Origin of the sequence: Streptomyces sp. NPDC059875 (genome assembly GCF_042731085.1) — a bacterium.
In the GTDB taxonomy this organism is placed as follows: domain Bacteria; phylum Actinomycetota; class Actinomycetes; order Streptomycetales; family Streptomycetaceae; genus Streptomyces.
The window spans coordinates 168,266-188,171 of sequence record NZ_JBHWJZ010000008.1; the positions used below are offsets into that span (position 1 = coordinate 168,266).

Genomic DNA, 19,906 nt, shown 5'->3' on the forward strand with positions numbered 1-19,906 from the left:
AGCACCATGGCCGACGGCCTGCAGCAGGTGAAGAACTGGATCCTCGAGCGTCACCCCGAGCGCGAGGACATCGCGCCCGACCTCGACCTGATCGAGAACCGGCTCATCGACTCGCTGTCCTTCGTCGAGTTCGTCTTCCTGCTGGAGCAGGAGAGCGGCCGGTCCATCCAGATGGAGACCCTGGAGGTCGAGGAGATCCGGACCCTCGCCGCCATCGGGACGCACTTCTTCGCGGACACCCGCGCGGAGGTGGGCCAGGCATGAGCAGCCGGCGCCTGTTCACCTCGGAGTCGGTGACCGAGGGACATCCCGACAAGATCGCCGACCGGATCAGCGACACCATCCTCGACGCGCTGCTCGCCGACGACCCGAACGCGCGGGTCGCGGTCGAGACCCTGCTCACCACGGGGCTCGTGCACATAGCGGGCGAGGTGACCACCACCGCGTACGCCCCGATCGCGAAGCTGGTGCGCGAGGCGATCCTCGACATCGGCTACGACTCCTCCGCGAAGGGCTTCGACGGCGCTTCGTGCGGCGTCTCGGTGTCCATCGGCGCCCAGTCGCCGGACATCGCCCAGGGCGTGGACACGGCGTACGAGAGCCGGGTCGAGGGCGGCGCGGACGTGCTGGACGCCCAGGGCGCCGGCGACCAGGGCCTGATGTTCGGCTACGCCTGTGACGACACGGCCGAGCTGATGCCGCTGCCGATCGCGCTGGCGCACCGGCTGTCGCGCCGGCTGACGGAGGTCCGCAAGAACGGGACCGTCCCGTATCTGCGGCCGGACGGCAAGACGCAGGTCACCATCGAGTACGACGGCGACCGTCCGGTCCGTCTGGACACGGTGGTGGTCTCGTCCCAGCACGCGGCGGACATCAGCGTCGAGGGTCTGCTGGCGCCGGACATCCGGGAGTTCGTCGTCGAGGCGGAGCTGAAGGCGCTCGCCGAGGAGGGCGTCAACCTGGAGTCGGACGGCTACCGGCTGCTCGTGAACCCGACCGGGCGGTTCGAGGTCGGCGGCCCGATGGGCGACGCCGGCCTGACCGGCCGGAAGATCATCATCGACACGTACGGCGGCATGGCCCGTCACGGTGGCGGCGCGTTCTCCGGCAAGGACCCGTCGAAGGTCGACCGGAGCGCCGCGTACGCGATGCGCTGGGTCGCCAAGAATGTCGTCGCGGCGGGCCTGGCCCGGCGCTGCGAGGTGCAGGTCGCGTACGCGATCGGCAAGGCGGAGCCGGTGGGCCTGTTCGTGGAGACCTTCGGCACGGGCACGCTGCCGGACGAGGCGATCCAGTCCGCCGTGACGAGCGTGTTCGACCTCCGGCCGGCCGCGATCATCCGCGACCTGGACCTCAAGCGGCCGATCTACGCGCAGACGGCGGCGTACGGCCACTTCGGCCGCGAACTCCCGGACTTCACCTGGGAGCGCACGGACCGGGTGGACGCCCTGAAGAAGGCCGCGGCCGCGCCGCAGGAGCGCGGCGGCGTCGAAAGGGAGTGGGGGCACCTCCCGCCGAAGGCAGGGGGAGCGCGCAGGGCGCGAGGAACGAGCGACCGAGCACGGTCGACCGTCGACGCCGACTCGAGCGCTCCGGAGGCGCAAAAGGGCGAAGGGGTCTGACGTCATGCGTATCGCTGTCACGGGATCCATCGCGACCGACCATCTGATGACCTTCCCCGGCTGGTTCAGCGAGCAGCTGCTCGCCGACCGGCTCGACCGGGTCTCCCTGTCGTTCCTCGCCGACAACCTGGAGGTCAGGCGCGGCGGAGTGGCAGCGAACATCGCCTTCGGGCTCGGCGTCCTCGGACTGCGCCCGGTCCTCGTGGGCGCGGTCGGCGCCGACTTCGAGCCGTACCGGATCTGGCTGAAGGACCACGGTGTGGACACCGACTCGGTGCGCGTCAGCGCGTCGCTCCACACCGCCCGGTTCGTCTGTACCACCGACCGGGCGCAGAACCAGATCGCCACCTTCTACGCCGGAGCGATGGCCGAGGCCCGCGAGATCGATCTGCGGGACGTCGTCGCCCGGGCCGGGCGTCTGGAACTGGTCCTGGTCTCCCCGGACGACCCCGAGGCCATGCTCCGGCACACCCGCACCTGCCGCGAGCTCGGGATCCCGTTCGCCGCCGACCCGTCGCAGCAGCTGGCGCGGCTCGGCCGGGACGAGGTGCGGGAGCTGGTGGACGGCGCGCGCTGGCTGTTCTCCAACGAGTACGAGACGGCGCTCCTCGGCGAGAAGTCGGGCTGGTCGGAGGAGGAGATCCTGCGCCGGGTCGGCGCCTGGGTCACCACCCACGGCGAGGCCGGCGTCCGTATCCGCGGCGCGGGCCGGGACACCCTGGCCGTGCCGGCCGTACGGGTCCCCGGGGTCGTCGACCCGACCGGCGTCGGGGACGCCTTCCGTGCCGGGTTCCTCGCCGGGACGGCGTGGGGCGTGCCGGAGCGGTGCGCGGCGCAGCTCGGCTGCGCGGTCGCCGCCACCGTCCTCGACTACGTGGGGACGCAGGAGTACCGGCTGCACCGGGAGGCGCTCCTGGACCGGATCAGGACGACGTACGGCATCGGCTGCACGGCCGAACTGCTCGGTCATCTCAGGGGGTTGTCATGAGGCGGTCGCTGCGGGACGAGTTCGCCACCCGGGTCGTCGTGGCCGACGGGGCGATGGGCACCATGCTCCAGGCCGCCGATCCGACGATGGACGACTTCCAGAACCTGGAGGGCTGCAACGAGGTCCTCAACCTGACGCGGCCGGACATCGTCGCCTCCGTCCACGACGCCTACTTCTCGGTGGGCGTGGACTGCGTCGAGACCAACACCTTCGGTGCCAATCTGGCGGCGCTGGCGGAGTACGGCATCGAGGACCGCGTCTACGAGCTGTCCGAGGCCGGCGCCCGCATCGCCCGCACCACCGCCGACGCCCACACGGCCCGCGACGGCCGGCCCCGCTGGGTCCTGGGCTCCATCGGCCCCGGCACGAAGCTGCCGACCCTCGGCCACATCACGTACGAACCGCTGCGCGACGCCTACCAGCAGAACGCGGAGGGGCTGCTCAGGGGCGGCGCCGACGCCCTGCTGATCGAGACCTCGCAGGATCTGCTCCAGACGAAGGCGGCCGTCATCGGCGCCCGCCGTGCCCTGGAGTGGTGTGGGCTCGACCTGCCGCTGATCGTGCAGGTGACGGTGGAGACGACCGGGACGATGCTGCTCGGCTCGGAGATCGGGGCGGCGCTCACAACCCTGGAGCCGCTCGGCATCGACATGATCGGGCTGAACTGCGCGACCGGCCCGGCCGAGATGGCCGAGCACCTGCGGTACCTGTCGCGGCACGCCGGGATCCCGGTGTCGGTGATGCCCAACGCCGGTCTCCCGGTGCTCACCTCGGACGGCGCCCACTATCCGCTGTCCCCGACTGAACTGGCCGACGCCCAGGAGCGTTTCGTACGGGAGTACGGGCCCGCGCTCGTCGGCGGCTGCTGCGGTACGACCCCGGAGCATCTGCGGGAGATCGTGGACCGGGTCCGGGGCGCGGCCGTGCCTGCCAGGACCCCGGTCGCGGAACCGGGCGCCTCCTCGCTCTACAGCCATGTGCCCTTCCGCCAGGACACCTCGTACCTGGCGATCGGCGAGCGGACGAACGCCAACGGTTCGAAGAAGTTCCGCGAGGCCATGCTGGACGGCCGCTGGGACGACTGTGTCGAGATGGCCCGCGACCAGATCCGCGAGGGCGCGCACATGCTCGACCTGTGCGTGGACTACGTCGGCCGGGACGGCACGGCAGACATGGCCGAGCTGGCCGGCCGTTTCGCCACCGCCTCCACGCTGCCGATCGTGCTCGACTCGACGGAGCTCGGGGTGCTGCGGGCCGGTCTGGAGAAGCTCGGCGGCCGGGCCGTCATCAACTCGGTCAACTACGAGGACGGCGACGGGCCGGAATCGCGGTTCGCGCAGGTCACGGCGCTCGCGAAGGAGCACGGGGCCGCGCTGATGGCCCTGACGATCGACGAGGAGGGGCAGGCCCGCACGGTCGAGGCGAAGGTCGCGATCGCCGAGCGGATCATCGCCGACCTGACGGAGAAGTGGGGGATCAGGGAGTCGGACATCCTCATCGACTGTCTGACGTTCACGATCTGCACGGGGCAGGAGGAGTCCCGGCGCGACGGCATCCACACCATCGAGGCGATCAGGGAGCTCAAGCGCCGCCACCCGGACGTCCAGACCACGCTGGGCCTGTCCAACATCTCCTTCGGCCTCAACCCGGCCGCGCGGATCGTGCTGAACTCGGTCTTCCTCGACGAGTGCGTGAAGGCGGGGCTCGACTCGGCGATCGTGCACGCGTCGAAGATCCTGCCGATCGCCCGCCTGGAGCCGGAACAGGTCGAGGTCGCGCTCGATCTGATCCACGACCGGCGGAGGGAAGGGTACGACCCGCTCCAGCGCCTGCTTGAGCTGTTCGAGGGCGCGACGGCGAAGTCTCTGAAGGCCGGGAAGGCCGAGGAGCTGCTCGCGCTGCCGCTGGAGGAGCGCCTGAAGCGCCGGATCGTCGACGGCGAGAAGAACGGCCTGGAGGCCGATCTGGACTCCGGCCTGGAGGCGCGGCCGGCGCTGGAGATCGTCAACGACATCCTGCTGGATGGGATGAAGACGGTCGGCGAGCTGTTCGGCTCGGGACAGATGCAGCTGCCGTTCGTGCTCCAGTCCGCCGAGGTCATGAAGACGGCGGTGGCGTACCTCGAACCGCACATGGAGAAGACGGACGCGGACGGCAAGGGCACGATCGTGCTCGCGACCGTACGCGGCGATGTCCACGACATCGGCAAGAACCTCGTCGACATCATCCTGTCCAACAACGGCTACAACGTGGTGAATCTGGGGATCAAGCAGCCGGTCTCGGCGATCCTGGACGCCGCCGAGGAGCACCGCGCGGACGTCATCGGCATGTCCGGCCTGCTGGTGAAGTCCACGGTGATCATGAAGGAGAACCTGGAGGAGCTGAACGGCCGCGGGCTCGCCGCGAAGTTCCCCGTGATTCTGGGTGGCGCGGCGCTGACCAGGGCGTACGTCGAGCAGGACCTGCACGAGCTGTACGCGGGCGAGGTGCGCTACGCCCGCGACGCCTTCGAGGGCCTGCGGCTCATGGACGCGCTGATGGCCGTCAAGAGGGGTGTGCCCGGGGCCGTCCTCCCGGAGCTGAAGCAGCGCCGGGTGCCGAAGCGGGAGGCCTCGGTCCTGGAGGTACGGGAGCCCGAGCCTGCCGGCCGCTCCGACGTGGCCACCGACAACCCCGTACCGGAGCCGCCGTTCCTCGGCACCCGGGTCGTCAAGGGCATCCAGCTCGCCGAGTACGCGTCCTGGCTCGACGAGGGCGCCCTGTTCAAGGGCCAGTGGGGGCTCAAGGACGCCGGGACGATCGAGTCGGAGGGCCGGCCGCGGCTGCGCGGCTGGCTGGACCGGCTCCAGACCGACCAGCTCCTCGAAGCGGCCGTGGTGCACGGCTACTTCCCCTGTGTGTCCAAGGGCGACGACCTGATCGTCCTGGACGAGGACGGAGGCGAGCGGACCCGCTTCACCTTCCCCCGCCAACAGCGGGGCCGCCGCCTCTGTCTGGCCGACTTCTTCCGCGCCGAGGACTCGGGGGAGGTGGACGTGCTCGCGCTCCAGGTCGTCACGGTCGGCTCGCGGATCGGCGAGGAGACGGCGAAGCTCTTCGCCGCCGACGCCTACCGCGACTATCTCGAACTGCACGGCCTGTCCGTGCAGTTGGCCGAGGCCCTGGCCGAGTACTGGCACGCGCGGGTGCGCGCGGAGTGGGGGATCGCCGGCGCTTCGGAGCCGGCGGGCATCGAGGGCATGCTGCGGACCGAGTACCAGGGCTGCCGGTACTCGCTCGGCTACCCGGCCTGCCCCGACCTGGAGGACCGGGCGAAGATCGCCGAACTCCTCGGACCCGAGCGGATCGGGGTCGAGCTCTCGGAGGAGTACCAGCTGCACCCCGAGCAGTCGACGGACGCGTTCGTCGTCCACCACCCGGAGGCGAGCTACTTCAACGCGGGAGGTCGGCGGTGAGGCCGACGTACTCCTTCGAGTTCTTCCCGCCGAAGAGCGAGCGCGGGGAGACGGTGCTGTGGGACGCGATCCGAAGGGTGGAGGCGTTCGCGCCGGACTTCGTCTCCGTGACGTACGGCGCGGGCGGCTCGTCACGCGACCGGACGATCGAGGTGACCAAGCGGATCGTCGCCGAGACGACCCTGCGGCCGGTCGCGCACCTGACGGCGGTGGGCCACTCGGTGGCCGAACTGCGGGCCATCATCGGCGCGTACGCGGACGCCGGCATCCGCGACGTGCTGGTCCTGCGCGGAGACCCTCCGGGCGACCCGCGCGGTACCTGGACCCCGCACCCGCGGGGCTTCACCTACGCGTACGAACTGGTGGAGCTGGTGCGGTCGTTGGGGGACTTCCGGATCGGGGTGGCGGCCTTCCCGGAGGGCCATCCGCGGTCCGCGGGTCCCGAGAGCGATCTGGAGCACCTCGTCGCGAAGTGCCGGGCGGGCGCGGACTACGCGATCACGCAGATGTTCTTCGACCCGGAGGACTATCTGCGGCTGCGGGACCGGGTGGCCGCCGCCGGCTGCGCGACCCCGATCATCCCGGAGATCATGCCGGCGACGGACGTCCGCCAGATCCGCCGGTTCGCCGAGCTGAGCGACGCCGCCTTCCCCGAGGACCTGGCCCATCGTCTCGAGGCGGCCAAGGACGACCCGGCGACCGCGTACCGGATCGGCGTCGAGCACGCGACGGCGATGGGGCTGCGGCTGCTGGACGAGGGCGCGCCGGGCCTGCACTACATCACGCTGAACAGGTCCACTGCGGCCCTGGAAATCCACCGAACGATTCAGAGCGCGAGGAGCGTTGCACATGTCTGATTACAAGGTCGCGGACATCTCGCTGGCCGAGTTCGGCCGCAAGGAGATCACGCTGGCCGAGCACGAGATGCCCGGTCTGATGTCGATCCGCCACGAGTACGCGGAGTCGCAGCCGCTGGCCGGCGCCCGGATCACCGGCTCCCTGCACATGACCGTGCAGACCGCCGTCCTGATCGAGACGCTCGTCGCGCTCGGCGCGCGGGTGCGGTGGGTGTCGTGCAACATCTACTCGACCCAGGACCACGCGGCCGCCGCGATCGCCGCCGCCGGGATCCCGGTCTTCGCCTGGAAGGGCGAGACCCTGGAGGAGTACTGGTGGTGTACGGAGCAGGCGCTGACCTGGCCGGACGCCGTCGGCCCCAACATGATCCTGGACGACGGAGGCGACGCCACGCTCCTCGTCCACAAGGGTGTGGAGTACCAGAAGGCGGGCGAGGTGCCGGACCCGTCGACGGCGGGCAACGACGAACTGCGGGTCGTCCTCGAGCTGTTGAAGAGCACCACGCTCGACTGGGCGGCGCTGGCGTCCGAGATCCGCGGCGTGACGGAGGAGACCACGACCGGTGTCCACCGTCTCTACGAGATGATGTCCGAGGGCACTCTGCTGTTCCCGGCGATCAACGTCAACGACGCCGTGACCAAGTCGAAGTTCGACAACAAGTACGGCTGCCGCCACTCCCTCATCGACGGCATCAACCGCGCCACCGACGTTCTCATCGGCGGTAAGACGGCGGTGGTCTTCGGCTACGGCGATGTGGGCAAGGGCTGCGCCGAGTCGCTGCGCGGCCAGGGTGCGCGCGTCATCGTCACCGAGATCGACCCGATCTGCGCGCTGCAGGCGGCGATGGACGGCTATCAGGTGGCGACCCTGGACGATGTGGTGGAGACGGCGGACATCTTCATCACGACCACGGGCAACAAGGACATCATCATGGCCTCGGACATGGCCAGGATGAAGCACCAGGCCATCGTCGGGAACATCGGTCACTTCGACAACGAGATCGACATGGCCGGCCTGGCCAAGATCGACGGCATCGTGAAGGACGAGGTGAAGCCGCAGGTCCACACGTGGACGTTCCCCGACGGCAAGGTCCTGATCGTCCTCTCCGAGGGACGCCTTCTCAACCTGGGCAACGCGACGGGCCACCCGTCGTTCGTGATGTCGAACTCGTTCGCGGACCAGACCCTGGCCCAGATCGAGCTCTTCACCAAGCCGGAGGAGTACCCGACGGAGGTCTACGTGCTGCCCAAGCACCTGGACGAGAAGGTCGCCCGCCTCCACCTCGACGCGCTGGGCGTGAAGCTGACCGAGCTTCGCCCCGAGCAGGCGTCGTACATCGGGGTCCCGGTGGAGGGCCCGTACAAGCCGGACCACTACCGCTACTGATGTGTACCGCCGATGTGCGTGATCCCTGGCTCCCGGACCGGTTGCTGCGGACGGAGCGGGACGCGCTGATGCCCCTGCTGCGGCGCACTCCGGAGGCGTCGTTCGACCTGCGCACCGCCTGCCCGGGCTGGACGGCCCGGCAGGTGCTCGCGCACTGCGCGGCGGCCCTCGTCAGGATCGTCGAGGGCCGGCTGGAGGAGGGCGTGTTCCTGCCGGAGGCCAACGCGGCCGACGTCGCCGAGCGGGAGTCCTGGCCGCTCGGCCGGATCCTCGACGAACTGGAGCGCGGCTTCACCGAGGCCGGCCCGGTGATCGCGGCGACGGAGAACGGCACGCTGGACGCGGTGGCGCTGGGGGAGTGGGTCCACGCCGGAGACGTACGGGAGGCCTTCGGCGAACCCGGCGCGTACTGCGGAGCCAGCCTGGAGCTCGCTCTCCCGCTCCTGTCGGTCACGAGCCGCCGACGGGAGACCCCGGCCCTCGTCGGCGTCCTGCCGGACCGCCCCGAGCCCGTCTCGCTCGGCAACGAGATCGCCGGCCGCCCACCGGCCCGCTTCCACGGCGACGCGGCGACCCTGATCCGCATCTACTCGGGCCGCCCCCTGGTCCGCACCCGGTACGCCCTGACGGGCGCGACGGAACAGGAACTCCTCATCTACCGCTAGCCCCGTCGGCCGGCCCGTTCACCCCGACCTGCCCTCCGTGGACCCGCAGACGAAGGGAACCTCATGACCACGCTCGATCAGCTCCTGCACGCCCAGGCGGCGGAAAGACCCGACGACATCGCCGTCGTCTGCGCGGACGGGACGCTCACCTTCCGCGAGCTCCACGAGGGCGCCGCCGTCCTCGGCGCCTACCTGAAGGATCTCGGCGTCGCCCCGGACGACCGCGTCGGCGTCCACGTCGACCCCTCGCTCGAACTCGTCATCGGCGCGTGGGGCGTCGTCCGCTCCGGCGGTGCCTACGTACCGCTCTCCCCCGAATACCCCGAAGAACGCCTGCGCTACATGGTCGAGGACAGTGGCGCCCGGATCGTCTTCACCCAGGAACGCTTCCGCGCCCGCGTCGCCGAACTCGCCCCGCCCGGCACCACCGTCGTCACCCTCGAGGACGCGGTCCAGCACGCCTGGCTCACGGCTGCCGGTGCCGAACCGCGGCCCGAAGACCCCGAGTCGTCGCCCGATCGGCTCGCGTACGTCATCTACACCTCCGGCTCCACCGGTAAGCCCAAGGGCGTCATGGTCGAGCACCGATCCCTCGTCTCCCAGCTGCGCTGGATGGCCGCCGAGCACGGTCTCGAACCCGGTGCCGTCGTCCTCCAGAAGACCCCGATGAGCTTCGACGCCGCCCAGTGGGAGATCCTCGCCCCGGGCGTCGGCGCCCGCGTCGCCGTCGGGCCGCCCGGGGTGTACCGCGACCCGGAGGGGCTGATCGACGCCGTACGCGCCCACGGGGCGACCCTGCTCCAGTGCGTGCCGACGCTGCTCCAGGCCCTGCTCGACACCGAGCGGTTCGCGTCCTGCGCAAGCCTGCGCCGCGTCTTCTCCGGCGGCGAGATCCTCTCCCGGAACCTCGCCGTCCAGCTCCTCGCCGAGCTGCCGGACACGGCCGAGCTGGTCAATCTCTACGGCCCGACCGAGTGCACGATCAACGCCTCCTCGCACACCGTCGACCGCGCGACCGTCGCCGACGGGCCCGCCGCGATACCCATCGGCCGGCCCGCCCACGACACCACCTTCCGTATACGCGACGGCGAGCTGTGCATCGGCGGGGTCCAGGTGGCGCGGGGATACCTGGACCGGCCCGAGCTGACGGCGGAACGATTCATCACCACGGACGACGGCGAACGCCTCTACCGCACCGGCGACCTCGCCCACTCGCCCACCGGGTGGACGGGGCGGCGGCGACCCCGGCGTCCCGGCTCGTCCGGCTGCACGCGGAGGGTGCGCAGTCCCCCGTCTACTGCTGGCCGGGGCTCGGCGGCTACACCATGAACCTGCGGTTCCTGGCCGAGGAGGCCGGCATCGACCGGCCCTTCTACGGGGTGCAGGCGCACGGCGTCAACCGGGGCGAGACGCCGTACTCCACGATCCGGGAGATGGCGGCGGCCGACGTCGCGACGATCCGGCGGCGGCAGCCCTCCGGTCCGTACACGCTGTGGGGGTACTCCTTCGGCGCGCGGGTGGCCTTCGAGTCGGCGCACCTGCTGGAGGCGGCGGGGGAGCAGGTGGAGCATCTGTTCCTGATCGCACCCGGTTCGCCGAAGGTGCGGTCCTCGTCGGCTGAGGGCGGTGCCTCGTACGCGAACCCCGGGTTCGTGACGATCCTGTACTCGGTCTTCGCGGGCGCGCTCGAGGAGGTGCCCGGGGTCGCGGACCGCGCGTCGTTCGTCGCGTACGTCGCGTCCCGATTCCCGGCGCTGGACCCGGAGTTGATCGGACGGATCACGGCGATCGTGGAGGAGACCTTCGAGTTCACGTACACCTTCAGGGAGCTGACGGAACGGCAGGTCGGCTGCCCGGTGACGATCTTCAAGGCGCGCGGCGACGACTACTCGTTCCTGGAGGAGACCGAGGGCTGGTCGGCCCGTCCGCCGACGGTGGTGGAGCTGGACGCGGACCACTACAGCCTGCTGCGGCAGCCGGATCTCCGGGAGCTCGTGAAGAAGATCAGGTACCGGCTGGGGCGGTAGCCCTTTCGGTCCCGTCGCCGTGCGGGGGATGGGCGGTGCTGCTCGACTGAGGCGGAGAAGTACCGCATCCCCCATGCGCAGCAGAGAGCGGGTACCACCATGGCGGTCATCGTCGTCGTCGAAATGCCGGGCGTCACGAAGGAGCAGTACGAGGAGAACCACAGCAAGATCCACGCCGCATCGTGGTGGCCGGTCCCGGGCTTCGTCTCCCACGCGGGGGCGCCGGCCGACAACGGCTGGTTCGTGGTGGATGTCTGGGAGTCGAGGGAGGCGTTCCAGGGGTTCATGGAGAAGGCAGGGCCCACCTTCCAGGAGGTCGGCATGCCCCAGATCCAGCCGAAGATCTACGAAGCGGTGCACGTGGACATCGGTTAGCGGAGCCGCGCCCCGCGGGAAAACCCGTTGCCGGGCCAGGGCCCCGCGCGCCACCCTTCGGCGCATGACTTCCCACCCCGTGCCGAGCCCGGTGGCCGACCTCTTCTCCGCCGAAGGACGCCTGAAGGCGATCCCGCGCAGGGCGCCGCGTCGCGCGCAGCTCCTCGCCCATCTGGCCGAGACCCTCTTCGAGCCGACCCGCTCCTACAGCGAGCGTGAGGTCAACGAGGCGCTCCTGACCGTCCACGAGGACTTCCCGGCCCTGCGCCGCTACCTGGTGACCGGCGGCCAGCTCTCCCGTACGAAGGACGGCGCCGCCTACCGCCGACAGCAGCAGCCCGGCTCCCCCGGAGGCGCGATCCCCGCCGTCGCGTGACCGCCGCGGTGGTGGCCGGCCTGCTCGCCGGCTACGGCATCGCGATCCCGGTCGGCGCGGTCGGCGCCTACCTGGTGGCGGTCACGGCGCGCACGAGCTGGCGTACGGGCGCGGGCGCTGCCCTCGGCGTCGCGGCGGCGGACGGTGTGTACGCCCTGGTGGCGGTCCTCGGCGGCTCGGCGCTCGTCCCGCTCCTCACCCCGGTGATGACCCCGCTGCGGTGGGCCTCGGCGGTGGTCCTGGTGGGCCTGGCGCTGCGTGCGGCCTGGACGGCGGTACGGGCGTACCGGGCACGCGACCACGCGACCCGCGAGGACGGCGACAGCCCCCTGACCCCGCTGCGGGCCTTCCTCACGTTCCTGGGCATCACGATCCTGAACCCGATGACCGTGATCTACTTCGTGGCCCTGATCCTCGCGACGGGCCCCTCGGGTCCGGCCACGCCCCTGGACCGTACGGCCTTCGTGCTGGCCGCCCTGATCGCCTCCGCCAGCTGGCAGCTGTTCCTGGCCTCGGGCGGCGCCCTCCTGGGCCGCGGCCTCACCGGCCCCCGGGGGCGGCTGGCGACGGCGCTGGTGTCGAGCGCGCTGATCGGGGGGCTGGCGATCCATCTCGTGAGCTGATCCTGTGGACCGTCGCGAGCCGCTCGTTCGACACGTTCGCGGGCAGCACTCGCCCCGACGACCTCGCGTTCAGCCCCGGGGGGCGTGGTCAACGCCGTGGCCTTCAGACCTGACGGGAAGGCCGTCGCCTCGGTGAGCAAGGACCTGGTCTACGTGAGCGAGCTCGCCTAGCCGGGCTCGACGGGCTGGAGCCGGAGCATCGGGATCTCGGGCCGTACCTTCGCGATCGCGGCGAAGTCGTCGTCCACATGGATCAGCGTGAGGCCGTGGTGCGCGGCGGTCAGCGCGATGAGGATGTCCATCGGCGACGGCCCGCGGTGATGCCCGATCCTCACCAACTCCCGTTGCACGGCGATGACCTTCGGCCAGGGATCGTCCAGCTCGGGAACCCAGCCGAAGGTCTGGCTGAGCATGGTGAAGAACGGCTCGTGGTCGCGATCGGCTCGGAGGCCGGGCATCAGCTCGGCCTCCACGGGCGGACAGATGGCCACCTGGCCCCGAGCCACACGTCCGGGCCAGGGATCGCCCACCTGGCGCCGGAGGATCCGCCATACGGCCGACGTGTCGGCAAGGTAGTTCACAGCCCCGACCGCTCCCGCTCTTCGAGAACGTCGAAGTCGAGGAAGTCCTCGGCGTTGTCCTGCAGCCAGCGGAGCGCCCTCGCGCGGTCGTCCGCGCTGATCGCCGCCGCTATCGTCAGCGCACGGTTGATGGTGTCGCGCTTCGTCTTGGTGCCGAGCTGCTGCTGGGCGAAGGCCAGCATGTCGTCGTCGATGTCGACCAGCGTCTTGGACATGGGGACCTCCGCGTGACGGATGTATATACGGTATCCGTCAGTATATATCGCTGGAGTGTCCCGTACTCCCATGCCGGGCCTGGGCGGCCACTGGGCTCGTACGATCGGCCCATGGACCACGTCACCCTTCAGGCCGCCGCGACGCCGAACGCTCCCGCTCTCGTCCTCCGCCCCTGGCGCAAGGACGACGTGGCCGCGCTGGTCGACGTGGCCGGGGATGCCGAGCTGCGGCGATGGACGAGTACGTCGGTGGACGACGCCGCCGACGGCGCGCGGTACGTCGAGGTGCAGCAGCACGGCTGGGAGACCGGGACCAGGCTCGCCTTCGCGGTGCTCGAAGACGGGCGGCTCGTCGGTCATACGGTCCTCAAGGACGTCACGCCGGGAGTCCCGGCGGCCGAGGTCGGTTACTGGACCGCGGCGCACGCGCGCGGCCGGGGCGTGGCCTCGCGCGCCCTGGAGGCGCTCACCGACTGGGCCTTCGCCACGTTCGAGGCCGACGGACTGACCCGCCTGGAACTCCTGCACCAGGTGGGCAACCTCGGCTCGTGCCGGGTGGCGGAGAAGAGCGGGTACGGGCTCGACCGCATCCTGCCCGCGTCGCCGCCCGCCCACCCCGGCGACGGGCACGTCCACGTACGGCACGCGGTCACGGTCCGGCTGGTGGAAGCAGCAGGACATGCCGGTGCTCAGGCGGCACGATGACACGATGGAAAACGTTCGACAGATCGTCAGTTCAGGATCGCCGCTGGAACCGCAGATCGGATTCTCCCGCGCCGTACGGACGGAGCAGCACGTCGCCGTCGCGGGAACCGCGCCCATCGGGGACGACGGCACCACCGTCGGACCCGGCGATGTCTACGCCCAGACCGTGCGGTGCCTCGACATCGCCGAGCGGGCGCTGCGCGAGGCGGGGGCGTCGGTCGAGGACGTGGTGCGGACGCGCATCATGCTGACCGACGTCACGCGGTGGAAGGAAGCCGCACGGGCGCATGGCGAACGGTTCGCCGCCGTCCGGCCCGTGACCACGTTCGTCGAGGTCTCCCGCTTCATCGAGCCCGACTGGCTCGTCGAAGTGGAGGTCGACGCGGTGATCGGCCGGCCAGCAGGGCCGCCGTCGTGAGCGCGGCGAGCGCTCCCGCCACCATGACACCCCGCTGGGAGCGCCAGGACATCACCGACCAGCACGACTGGGCGGACAGCAGGGACCCGGCGCTCAGCCACGACCCGACGGACGCCGCAGACGCGGCGGACCCGACCGATCCGACGGAGAGCACGGATCCGACGGACCCGATGGAGAGCACCGACCCCACGGACCCGATCGACAGCACCGAGTCCCGGGACCAGAGCGAGAGCTTGGACATGGCCCCGATCGTAGGCGTTACGGGGCCTTGAGGCCGTGAATGGAGGGGGTCCAGCCGGGCCCTGGGGCCGTGCGCAGTAACGCCGCCCCCAGCCGGGCGGCGTTCCGCGTGGCGCGCCCCGGGGCCGGGGTGCGGGGTCGGCAAGCTGGAGGCATGGATGACAGCGTGGACGGCGGTACGGGGCGTGGAGCCCGGCTTCAGTCTTCGGCGCGGGGGTGGCTGTCCCTGCAGTTGGCCGTGCTGGGGTTCGTGGGTCTGTGCGGGGTGCTGAAGGGCGGGGGAGAAACGTCGGCGCCCAGAGGGGTGGAGGCCGTGGCGGGGGTGCTCGTCCTGCTGGCCCTGCTTGTCGCCTGCGTGGCGACCTGGCTGGTCGGACGGACCGCCTGGCCGGTGCTCGGCTTGGGCGGCGCCGGCGCCGACCCGGAGGCGCCGGCCGAGGTCGCGCGGGCCGCGCGGCGGCTGCGGGCCGGACTCGTGCTGACGTTCGTGGCCGTGGCCCTGATGGCGGCGGCCGCCACCGCCGGCTGGTGGCCGCAGAAGGAGGGGGCCGCCGGGTCGAAGGGGCTGGTCGAGGTGACGACCTCGGCGGGGACGTTGTGCGGCGAGCTGAGGTGGCCGGAGGTGGCGGGGGCGGTGCGGTTGAGGGTGTCGGGTGGTCAGGCCGTGGACATCAGCCTCTCCGAGGTGTCCACGGTCGCCCCCGTCGAACGCTGCGCCTGAGCGCCCCGACCGGGTCCGGCTGCACCCCAGTGCGCGGTCGGCTCACGTGGGCTCAGTCGATGTGCACGATCTGGAACGCCTCCGCCATCCGGCCCGTCGGCAGGCCGCCCGCCGTCGCGTGTTCGCTCAGCCAGTCCCGTAGCAGGCCCGCCAGGTCGTCGAAGTGGGCCGTCTGGGAGGTGTGGATCCGCAGCGCCTCGACCTTGCGGTCGAAGACGCCGGTGACGTCCACGTACTGATTGGGCGTCGGGCCCGTCATCAGCCACAGCTCGTGGACGATCCACGGCTCCAGGCCCTCCTCCTTCAGGAGCGAGGCGTGGGCGAAGGGGTTGCGGGCCTCCGGGTAGATCGCGCGGAGGCAGGCGTCGCCGACCGCGCGGTGGTCGGGGTGGAGGTCCGCCACGCGCGCCCAGTTGATCTCGGGGGAGGGGATGATAGCCCGCTGCGGGCGCACCTCGCGGATGACCCGGCACAGGTCGCGGCGGAGTTCCACGCTCGGCTCCACGAAGCTGTCGGGGTAGCCGAGGAAGCGGACGTCCGCGACTCCGCTGAGCTTGGCGGAGTGGACCTGTTCGGCGCGGCGCAGGTCCGCCATCGCCTGGCGCGGGAGCTGTTCGTCGTAACCGCCGGCCCCGCCGTCCGTGACGATGCAGTACGTGACGCGGGTGCCGCGCTCGATCCACTGCATGACCGTGCCGCTGACGCAGAACTCGATGTCGTCCGGGTGGGCGGCCACCACGAGCAGGGATGCGGGGGCGGTGCGATCGGTGCGGTCGAAGTCCTCCATGGGGCCAGCCTGTTGGGGTGGCGGGGGCGTCGCAAGGCCATCTCGTGGCGTGAACTGGACATGGCACTTACGCGCCACTCAAAAACTTGGTAGGTTCAAATCATTGGGAGTGTCGGGTGAACGTGCTTGGAGGGTGACCGGTATGTGCAGGATCTTCGGCTCCTTCGCCGCCGGGGCGGCGGCCCGCGCGGCCCGCCCCGAGGCGGCCGAGCTCTCGGCGGTGTCGGCCCGCCAGCGGCACGGCGGCCCCGACGAGCACCAGGTGCTCAGCGGGGCCGGCTGGTCGCTCGGGTGCGACCGGCTCGCCGTCACCGACCCCTGCGGCGGGCAGCAGCCCTACCGGCTGCCGCACCTGCCCGGCGTCCTCGCCGTCCTCAACGGCGAGATCTACAACCACGCGTCGCTGCGCCGGCACCTCGCCGGACGCGGCCACCGCTTCCCCGACCGCTGCGACGGCACCGTGCTGCCCGCGCTGTACGCGGAGTACGGCCCCGCGTTCGCCGAGCACCTCGACGGCATGTTCGCCGTCGCGGTCCTCGACCTGAGGCCCGGGCGCACCCAACTCGTCCTCGCCGTCGATGACATGGGCATGAAGCCCGTCCACTGGCACCACGACGCCGCCGACGGGTCCACGCGGTTCGCCTCCGAGATCCCGGCGCTCCTTGCCTTCGAGGGGGTACGGATCGCCCCGCGCGAGGACTCCCTCGACACCGTCCTCGCCACCCGTACGTCGTTCTCCGCCCGCACCGCGCTCGACGGCATCGAGGTGCTGCCGCCGGGCGCCACCGCCGTGATACGGCCCGGCGCCCGACCGGTCGTACGGCGCCGAGCCCCGCAGGTCGCAGCCCCTGTGGGCGACACCCAGGACGTCCTGCGGCGCGAGGTGCGGCGGCTGGCCGAGGCCGAGGTGCCCGTGTGCGCGATCACGAGCGGCGGCCTCGACTCCGGGCTCGTCACCGCTCTCGCCGCCGAGTACGCCCGCGAGAGCGACGCGCCGCCGCTGCACACCTTCCACCTCACCTACCGGGGCAAGTGGCCCGACTCCGAGGCCGCGTACGCCCGTTCCGTCGCCCGCCGCGCCCGCACCACGCACCATGAGGTGGCGCTCGACCCCGACGAGCTCGCATCGTTGCTCACCCGTACGATCCGCCACCTCGGCCAGCCCAACGCCGATCCCATCGCGCTCTCCACGTACGCCCTGTTCCGGGCGGTACGGGAAGCCGGGTTCACCGTGGCCCTCGCGGGGGACGGCGCGGACGAGCTCTTCGGCGGGTACGAGCGGATGCGTGCGGCGCTCGACGCGCCGGAGGGCGCGGACTGGGCGGGGGCCTACGCGGACGCGCTGTCGGCGGCGCCCCGGATGCTGCGCGAGCACCTGTACACCTCGTCCTACCGGGCGTTCATCGCCGACCAGGGCTCGGCGGCCGACCGGATCGAACAGGAGCTGCGCTCGGCGGAGGCGGCCGGCGCGGACCGGATGGTGGCGATGACGGCCTTCGAGACGCGGTGGCGACTGCCCGCGTACCACCTGCGGCGCGTGGACCATCTGTCGATGGCGTGGGCCGTCGAGGCGCGGATGCCGTTCTGCCAGCCGGGGGTGGTGGCGCACGCGCGCTCGCTGCCGCCGGCGGCGCTGCGGGGGAAGCGGGCGCTGTACGAGGCCGGGGCCGACCTGCTGCCGCCCGCGGTCCTCGCGCGCCCCAAGCAGCCCTTCACGCTGCCGCTCGCGGCGATGCTGGCCCCGGGCGGCCCGCTGTTCGACACGGTCCGCGAACTCCTCTCCCCGGCCCGCCTCGTCCTGGGCGGCAAGGTCCGCGCCGACCGCGTCCGAAAGCTCCTCGCCCGCCACTCCGAACGGCCCTCACAACAGGACGCGTTGGCCCTGTGGGGCCTGGCGGTCCACGAACTGTGGTCGGACGTCGTCCAGGGCATGAGGATCCCGGTGGGTTGTGCGGCGTGACGGGCCCGGGCGTGGATCCGTCATGGCGGCCGTCGTGCGGGCCGAGGGCGCGCCCGGGCCGACGCTCGTCGTGGAGTTCGGACAACTGCCGTGCGGCGCGGTGGCGTCGGCGGAGGAGCTGGGCGGGCTGCGCGCAGCCCTCGCCCGTACGCCGTACGCGCGACTGAACAAGATCGCGCTGTACGGCCCCTCCGCCGACCGCGCCGACCCCGCCGACCGCGCCACCTCCGCCGACCGCGCTGACCCCGCCGACCGCGCCACCTCCGCCGACCGCGCTGAACCCGCAGAGCGTGCCACCTCCGCCGACCGCGTCCCGCGCGGCGGCCGCGTCGGCCGTGTCGGCCCCGTTCTCGACTACCGCTTCGTGCAGGCCCTCCCCGGCGGCGGATTCGACTTCCGGGCCGGCTGTGGGCACTCCCTCCTCGCCTGTGTGGTGGCCGCCGGGCGACCCGGCCCCGTCACCGTCCGTGCCGTGACGACGGGCGACGTCGTCCACTGCACGCCCGAGCCCGGCCCCGGGGGCGCGTACACCCTCCGCTTCCGACGGTCGCCCGACGGCCCCCGCACCCTCCCCACCGGCCGGCCCCTCGACGTCCTCGCCGGGGTGCCCGTGTCCCTCGTCCGGTACGGGAATCCGTACGTCTTCGTCGACGCCGCGCACCTGGGGATCCGTACCGACGACGCGCTGTTCCGGGCCGGCGACGACACTCTCCGGCGGCTGCTCGCGTTGCGGGCGCACGCCGCCCGCGTGCTCGGGCACGCACCGCACTCCGCCCTGCCCAAGATCGCCGCGTTCACGGCCGGTCCGGGCGGGACCGCCGTCCGGGCGCTCACCGTCGGCGGCTGGCACCCCCGGCTCGCGCTCACCGGCGCCGCCGCGCTCGCCGCCGCGGCCGCGCTGCCCGGTACCGTCGTGCCCGGCCTGCGTGGGCGGCCCGTCCGTACGCCGGGCGGCACCGTCACCGTGTCCGCCGACGCGCATCACGTCGCCGTGCACCACAAGCGCGCCACCGTCGTCGACAGGCTCGAACTGCCGTGGCGTATCCACGCAACGGCGTGAATGCGCACCCCTCTCACCGCGCTCCGACACCGATTCCTCTGCCACGCTGAATTCGACCGGCAACCGGTATCCATGGGGAGAGCGGACGAGCATGAAATTCGAGAATCTGCGTGTCGTCGTGACCGGAGCGTCCCGCTATTTCGGCCGCGCGCTCGCCGTCGGATTCGCCCATCTCGGCGCCGAGGTCTACGTCTCGGCCCGCACCGTCGAGGCCGCCGAGCGCACCCGTACCGAGGTCATGGGCTCCGCCCGGGACCGTATCCACGCGTTCGGCTGCGACCTCAGCAGGCCCGCCGAGATCCGCGAGTTCGCGGCGCGGGTCGGCGAACGCACCGACCGGGTCGACCTGCTGGTGAACAACGGCGCCCGCTGGCTCGACGGCATGGACCTGGAGGCGGCCAGCGACGACCAGATCGTGGAGACGATCGAGTCGACGGCCGGCGGCACCGTCCTGATGGTCAAGCACTTCCTGCCGCTGCTGCGCGGCTCGCTGCGGCCCGACATCGTCAACATGGTCGCCGTGCGGGACGCCGAGGGCGCCTCCGCCGCCGCGGGCGCCGCCCACGAGGCCTTCTGGGCGGCGAAGAGCGCGCAGGCGGGCTTCGCCGACATTCTCTCGCGCCGCCTCCGGCCGTCCGGCGTCCGCGTCTTCTCGCTCTTCCCGCCGGATTTCTCCACCTCCGATCCGCGGTTCGCGGAATGGGACGGCTCGAATCCCGACGGAATAGCGCCGGACGAGAAGCTGACCACCCAGGCCCTCTTCGAATGCATCGTCTATGCCGTCGAGCAGCCCCGTGACTGCTTCATCCGCTCCTTCCACTTCGAACCTCGCTGAGGTTCACGC

21 protein-coding genes and 1 pseudogene are annotated in these 19,906 nt (G+C 71.7%); 19 read left to right on the plus strand and 3 right to left on the minus strand.

Going from position 1 to position 19,906, the window contains the following annotated elements; translation table 11 throughout:
- Window positions 1-6: 6 nt before the first annotated feature.
- The 12 genes and pseudogenes from ACFV9D_RS12860 to ACFV9D_RS12915 all read left to right on the plus strand — a co-directional run bounded on the left by ACFV9D_RS12860 (window position 7) and on the right by ACFV9D_RS12915 (window position 12,375).
- On the plus strand, window positions 7-264 hold the full coding sequence (locus tag ACFV9D_RS12860; RefSeq protein ID WP_385144656.1) for a phosphopantetheine-binding protein: 258 nt from the start codon (window positions 7-9) through the stop codon (window positions 262-264).
- Window positions 261-1,463, plus strand: a pseudogene (gene metK, locus ACFV9D_RS12865) (methionine adenosyltransferase); the annotation flags it as partial. The gene ACFV9D_RS12860 and the pseudogene metK, both read left to right, overlap by 4 nt.
- A 163-nt stretch (window positions 1,464-1,626) precedes the next feature.
- Entirely contained in the window at window positions 1,627-2,610 is a 984-nt protein-coding gene (locus tag ACFV9D_RS12870; RefSeq protein ID WP_385144658.1) for a carbohydrate kinase family protein, read from the plus strand.
- Entirely contained in the window at window positions 2,607-6,065 is a 3,459-nt protein-coding gene (gene metH / locus ACFV9D_RS12875) for a methionine synthase (protein ID WP_385144660.1), read from the plus strand. The genes ACFV9D_RS12870 and metH overlap by 4 nt, the downstream gene beginning before the upstream one ends.
- Window positions 6,062-6,922 carry a methylenetetrahydrofolate reductase [NAD(P)H] gene (gene metF, locus ACFV9D_RS12880; RefSeq protein ID WP_385144662.1) on the plus strand — a complete coding sequence of 287 codons (861 nt, stop codon included), beginning with the start codon at window positions 6,062-6,064 and terminating at the stop codon, window positions 6,920-6,922. Before metH ends, metF begins: the two co-directional genes overlap by 4 nt.
- A complete protein-coding gene (gene ahcY, locus ACFV9D_RS12885; RefSeq protein WP_385144664.1) occupies window positions 6,915-8,309 on the plus strand; it encodes an adenosylhomocysteinase in 1,395 nt (464 codons plus the stop codon). The genes metF and ahcY overlap by 8 nt, the downstream gene beginning before the upstream one ends.
- Window positions 8,309-8,974 carry a maleylpyruvate isomerase family mycothiol-dependent enzyme gene (locus ACFV9D_RS12890; RefSeq protein WP_385144666.1) on the plus strand — a complete coding sequence of 222 codons (666 nt, stop codon included), beginning with the start codon at window positions 8,309-8,311 and terminating at the stop codon, window positions 8,972-8,974. The genes ahcY and ACFV9D_RS12890 overlap by 1 nt, the downstream gene beginning before the upstream one ends.
- A 63-nt stretch (window positions 8,975-9,037) precedes the next feature.
- Window positions 9,038-10,303 carry an amino acid adenylation domain-containing protein gene (locus tag ACFV9D_RS12895; RefSeq protein ID WP_385144668.1) on the plus strand — a complete coding sequence of 422 codons (1,266 nt, stop codon included), beginning with the start codon at window positions 9,038-9,040 and terminating at the stop codon, window positions 10,301-10,303.
- Window positions 10,300-11,001, plus strand: coding sequence for a thioesterase domain-containing protein (locus tag ACFV9D_RS12900; protein ID WP_385144670.1), 702 nt, complete (start codon window positions 10,300-10,302; stop codon window positions 10,999-11,001). Before ACFV9D_RS12895 ends, ACFV9D_RS12900 begins: the two co-directional genes overlap by 4 nt.
- Before the next feature lie 99 nt (window positions 11,002-11,100).
- A complete protein-coding gene (locus tag ACFV9D_RS12905) occupies window positions 11,101-11,376 on the plus strand; it encodes a hypothetical protein (protein ID WP_385144672.1) in 276 nt (91 codons plus the stop codon).
- A gap of 64 nt (window positions 11,377-11,440) precedes the next feature.
- Window positions 11,441-11,752, plus strand: a complete 312-nt coding sequence (locus ACFV9D_RS12910; RefSeq protein ID WP_385144674.1) for a DUF2087 domain-containing protein — start codon at window positions 11,441-11,443, stop codon at window positions 11,750-11,752.
- Complete coding sequence (locus tag ACFV9D_RS12915; RefSeq protein ID WP_385144676.1) at window positions 11,749-12,375, plus strand: LysE/ArgO family amino acid transporter; 627 nt, start codon at window positions 11,749-11,751, stop codon at window positions 12,373-12,375. The genes ACFV9D_RS12910 and ACFV9D_RS12915 overlap by 4 nt, the downstream gene beginning before the upstream one ends.
- Before the next feature lie 167 nt (window positions 12,376-12,542).
- Here ACFV9D_RS12915 and ACFV9D_RS12920 read toward each other — a convergent pair whose 3' ends face one another.
- A complete protein-coding gene (locus tag ACFV9D_RS12920; RefSeq protein ID WP_385144678.1) occupies window positions 12,543-12,956 on the minus strand; it encodes a PIN domain nuclease in 414 nt (137 codons plus the stop codon).
- Entirely contained in the window at window positions 12,953-13,171 is a 219-nt protein-coding gene (locus tag ACFV9D_RS12925; protein WP_385144680.1) for a type II toxin-antitoxin system VapB family antitoxin, read from the minus strand. The genes ACFV9D_RS12920 and ACFV9D_RS12925 overlap by 4 nt, the downstream gene beginning before the upstream one ends.
- A gap of 111 nt (window positions 13,172-13,282) precedes the next feature.
- On the opposite strand from ACFV9D_RS12925, the gene ACFV9D_RS12930 reads away from it, so the two are divergent.
- From ACFV9D_RS12930 to ACFV9D_RS12945, 4 genes are all read left to right on the plus strand, one after another.
- Window positions 13,283-13,876, plus strand: coding sequence for a GNAT family N-acetyltransferase (locus ACFV9D_RS12930; RefSeq protein ID WP_385144682.1), 594 nt, complete (start codon window positions 13,283-13,285; stop codon window positions 13,874-13,876).
- Window positions 13,877-13,880: 4 nt separating this feature from the next.
- On the plus strand, window positions 13,881-14,294 hold the full coding sequence (locus ACFV9D_RS12935) for a RidA family protein (protein ID WP_385144684.1): 414 nt from the start codon (window positions 13,881-13,883) through the stop codon (window positions 14,292-14,294).
- On the plus strand, window positions 14,291-14,566 hold the full coding sequence (locus ACFV9D_RS12940) for a hypothetical protein (RefSeq protein ID WP_385144686.1): 276 nt from the start codon (window positions 14,291-14,293) through the stop codon (window positions 14,564-14,566). The genes ACFV9D_RS12935 and ACFV9D_RS12940 overlap by 4 nt, the downstream gene beginning before the upstream one ends.
- A gap of 122 nt (window positions 14,567-14,688) precedes the next feature.
- Entirely contained in the window at window positions 14,689-15,255 is a 567-nt protein-coding gene (locus ACFV9D_RS12945) for a hypothetical protein (protein ID WP_385144688.1), read from the plus strand.
- 52 nt (window positions 15,256-15,307) lie between these two features.
- Here ACFV9D_RS12945 and ACFV9D_RS12950 read toward each other — a convergent pair whose 3' ends face one another.
- The gene (locus ACFV9D_RS12950) at window positions 15,308-16,042 is read right to left on the minus strand and encodes a PIG-L deacetylase family protein (RefSeq protein WP_385144690.1); all 735 of its coding nucleotides are present in this window, start codon (window positions 16,040-16,042) and stop codon (window positions 15,308-15,310) included.
- Window positions 16,043-16,184: 142 nt separating this feature from the next.
- Here ACFV9D_RS12950 and asnB point away from each other — a divergent pair, with 142 nt between their 5' ends.
- From asnB to ACFV9D_RS12965, 3 genes are all read left to right on the plus strand, one after another.
- On the plus strand, window positions 16,185-18,002 hold the full coding sequence (asnB, locus tag ACFV9D_RS12955) for an asparagine synthase (glutamine-hydrolyzing) (protein ID WP_385144692.1): 1,818 nt from the start codon (window positions 16,185-16,187) through the stop codon (window positions 18,000-18,002).
- A 22-nt stretch (window positions 18,003-18,024) separates the two neighbouring features.
- Complete coding sequence (locus ACFV9D_RS12960; RefSeq protein WP_385144694.1) at window positions 18,025-19,062, plus strand: PrpF domain-containing protein; 1,038 nt, start codon at window positions 18,025-18,027, stop codon at window positions 19,060-19,062.
- Window positions 19,063-19,153: 91 nt separating this feature from the next.
- Window positions 19,154-19,897 carry an SDR family oxidoreductase gene (locus ACFV9D_RS12965; RefSeq protein ID WP_329117748.1) on the plus strand — a complete coding sequence of 248 codons (744 nt, stop codon included), beginning with the start codon at window positions 19,154-19,156 and terminating at the stop codon, window positions 19,895-19,897.
- The last annotated feature ends 9 nt before the right edge of the window (window positions 19,898-19,906 follow it).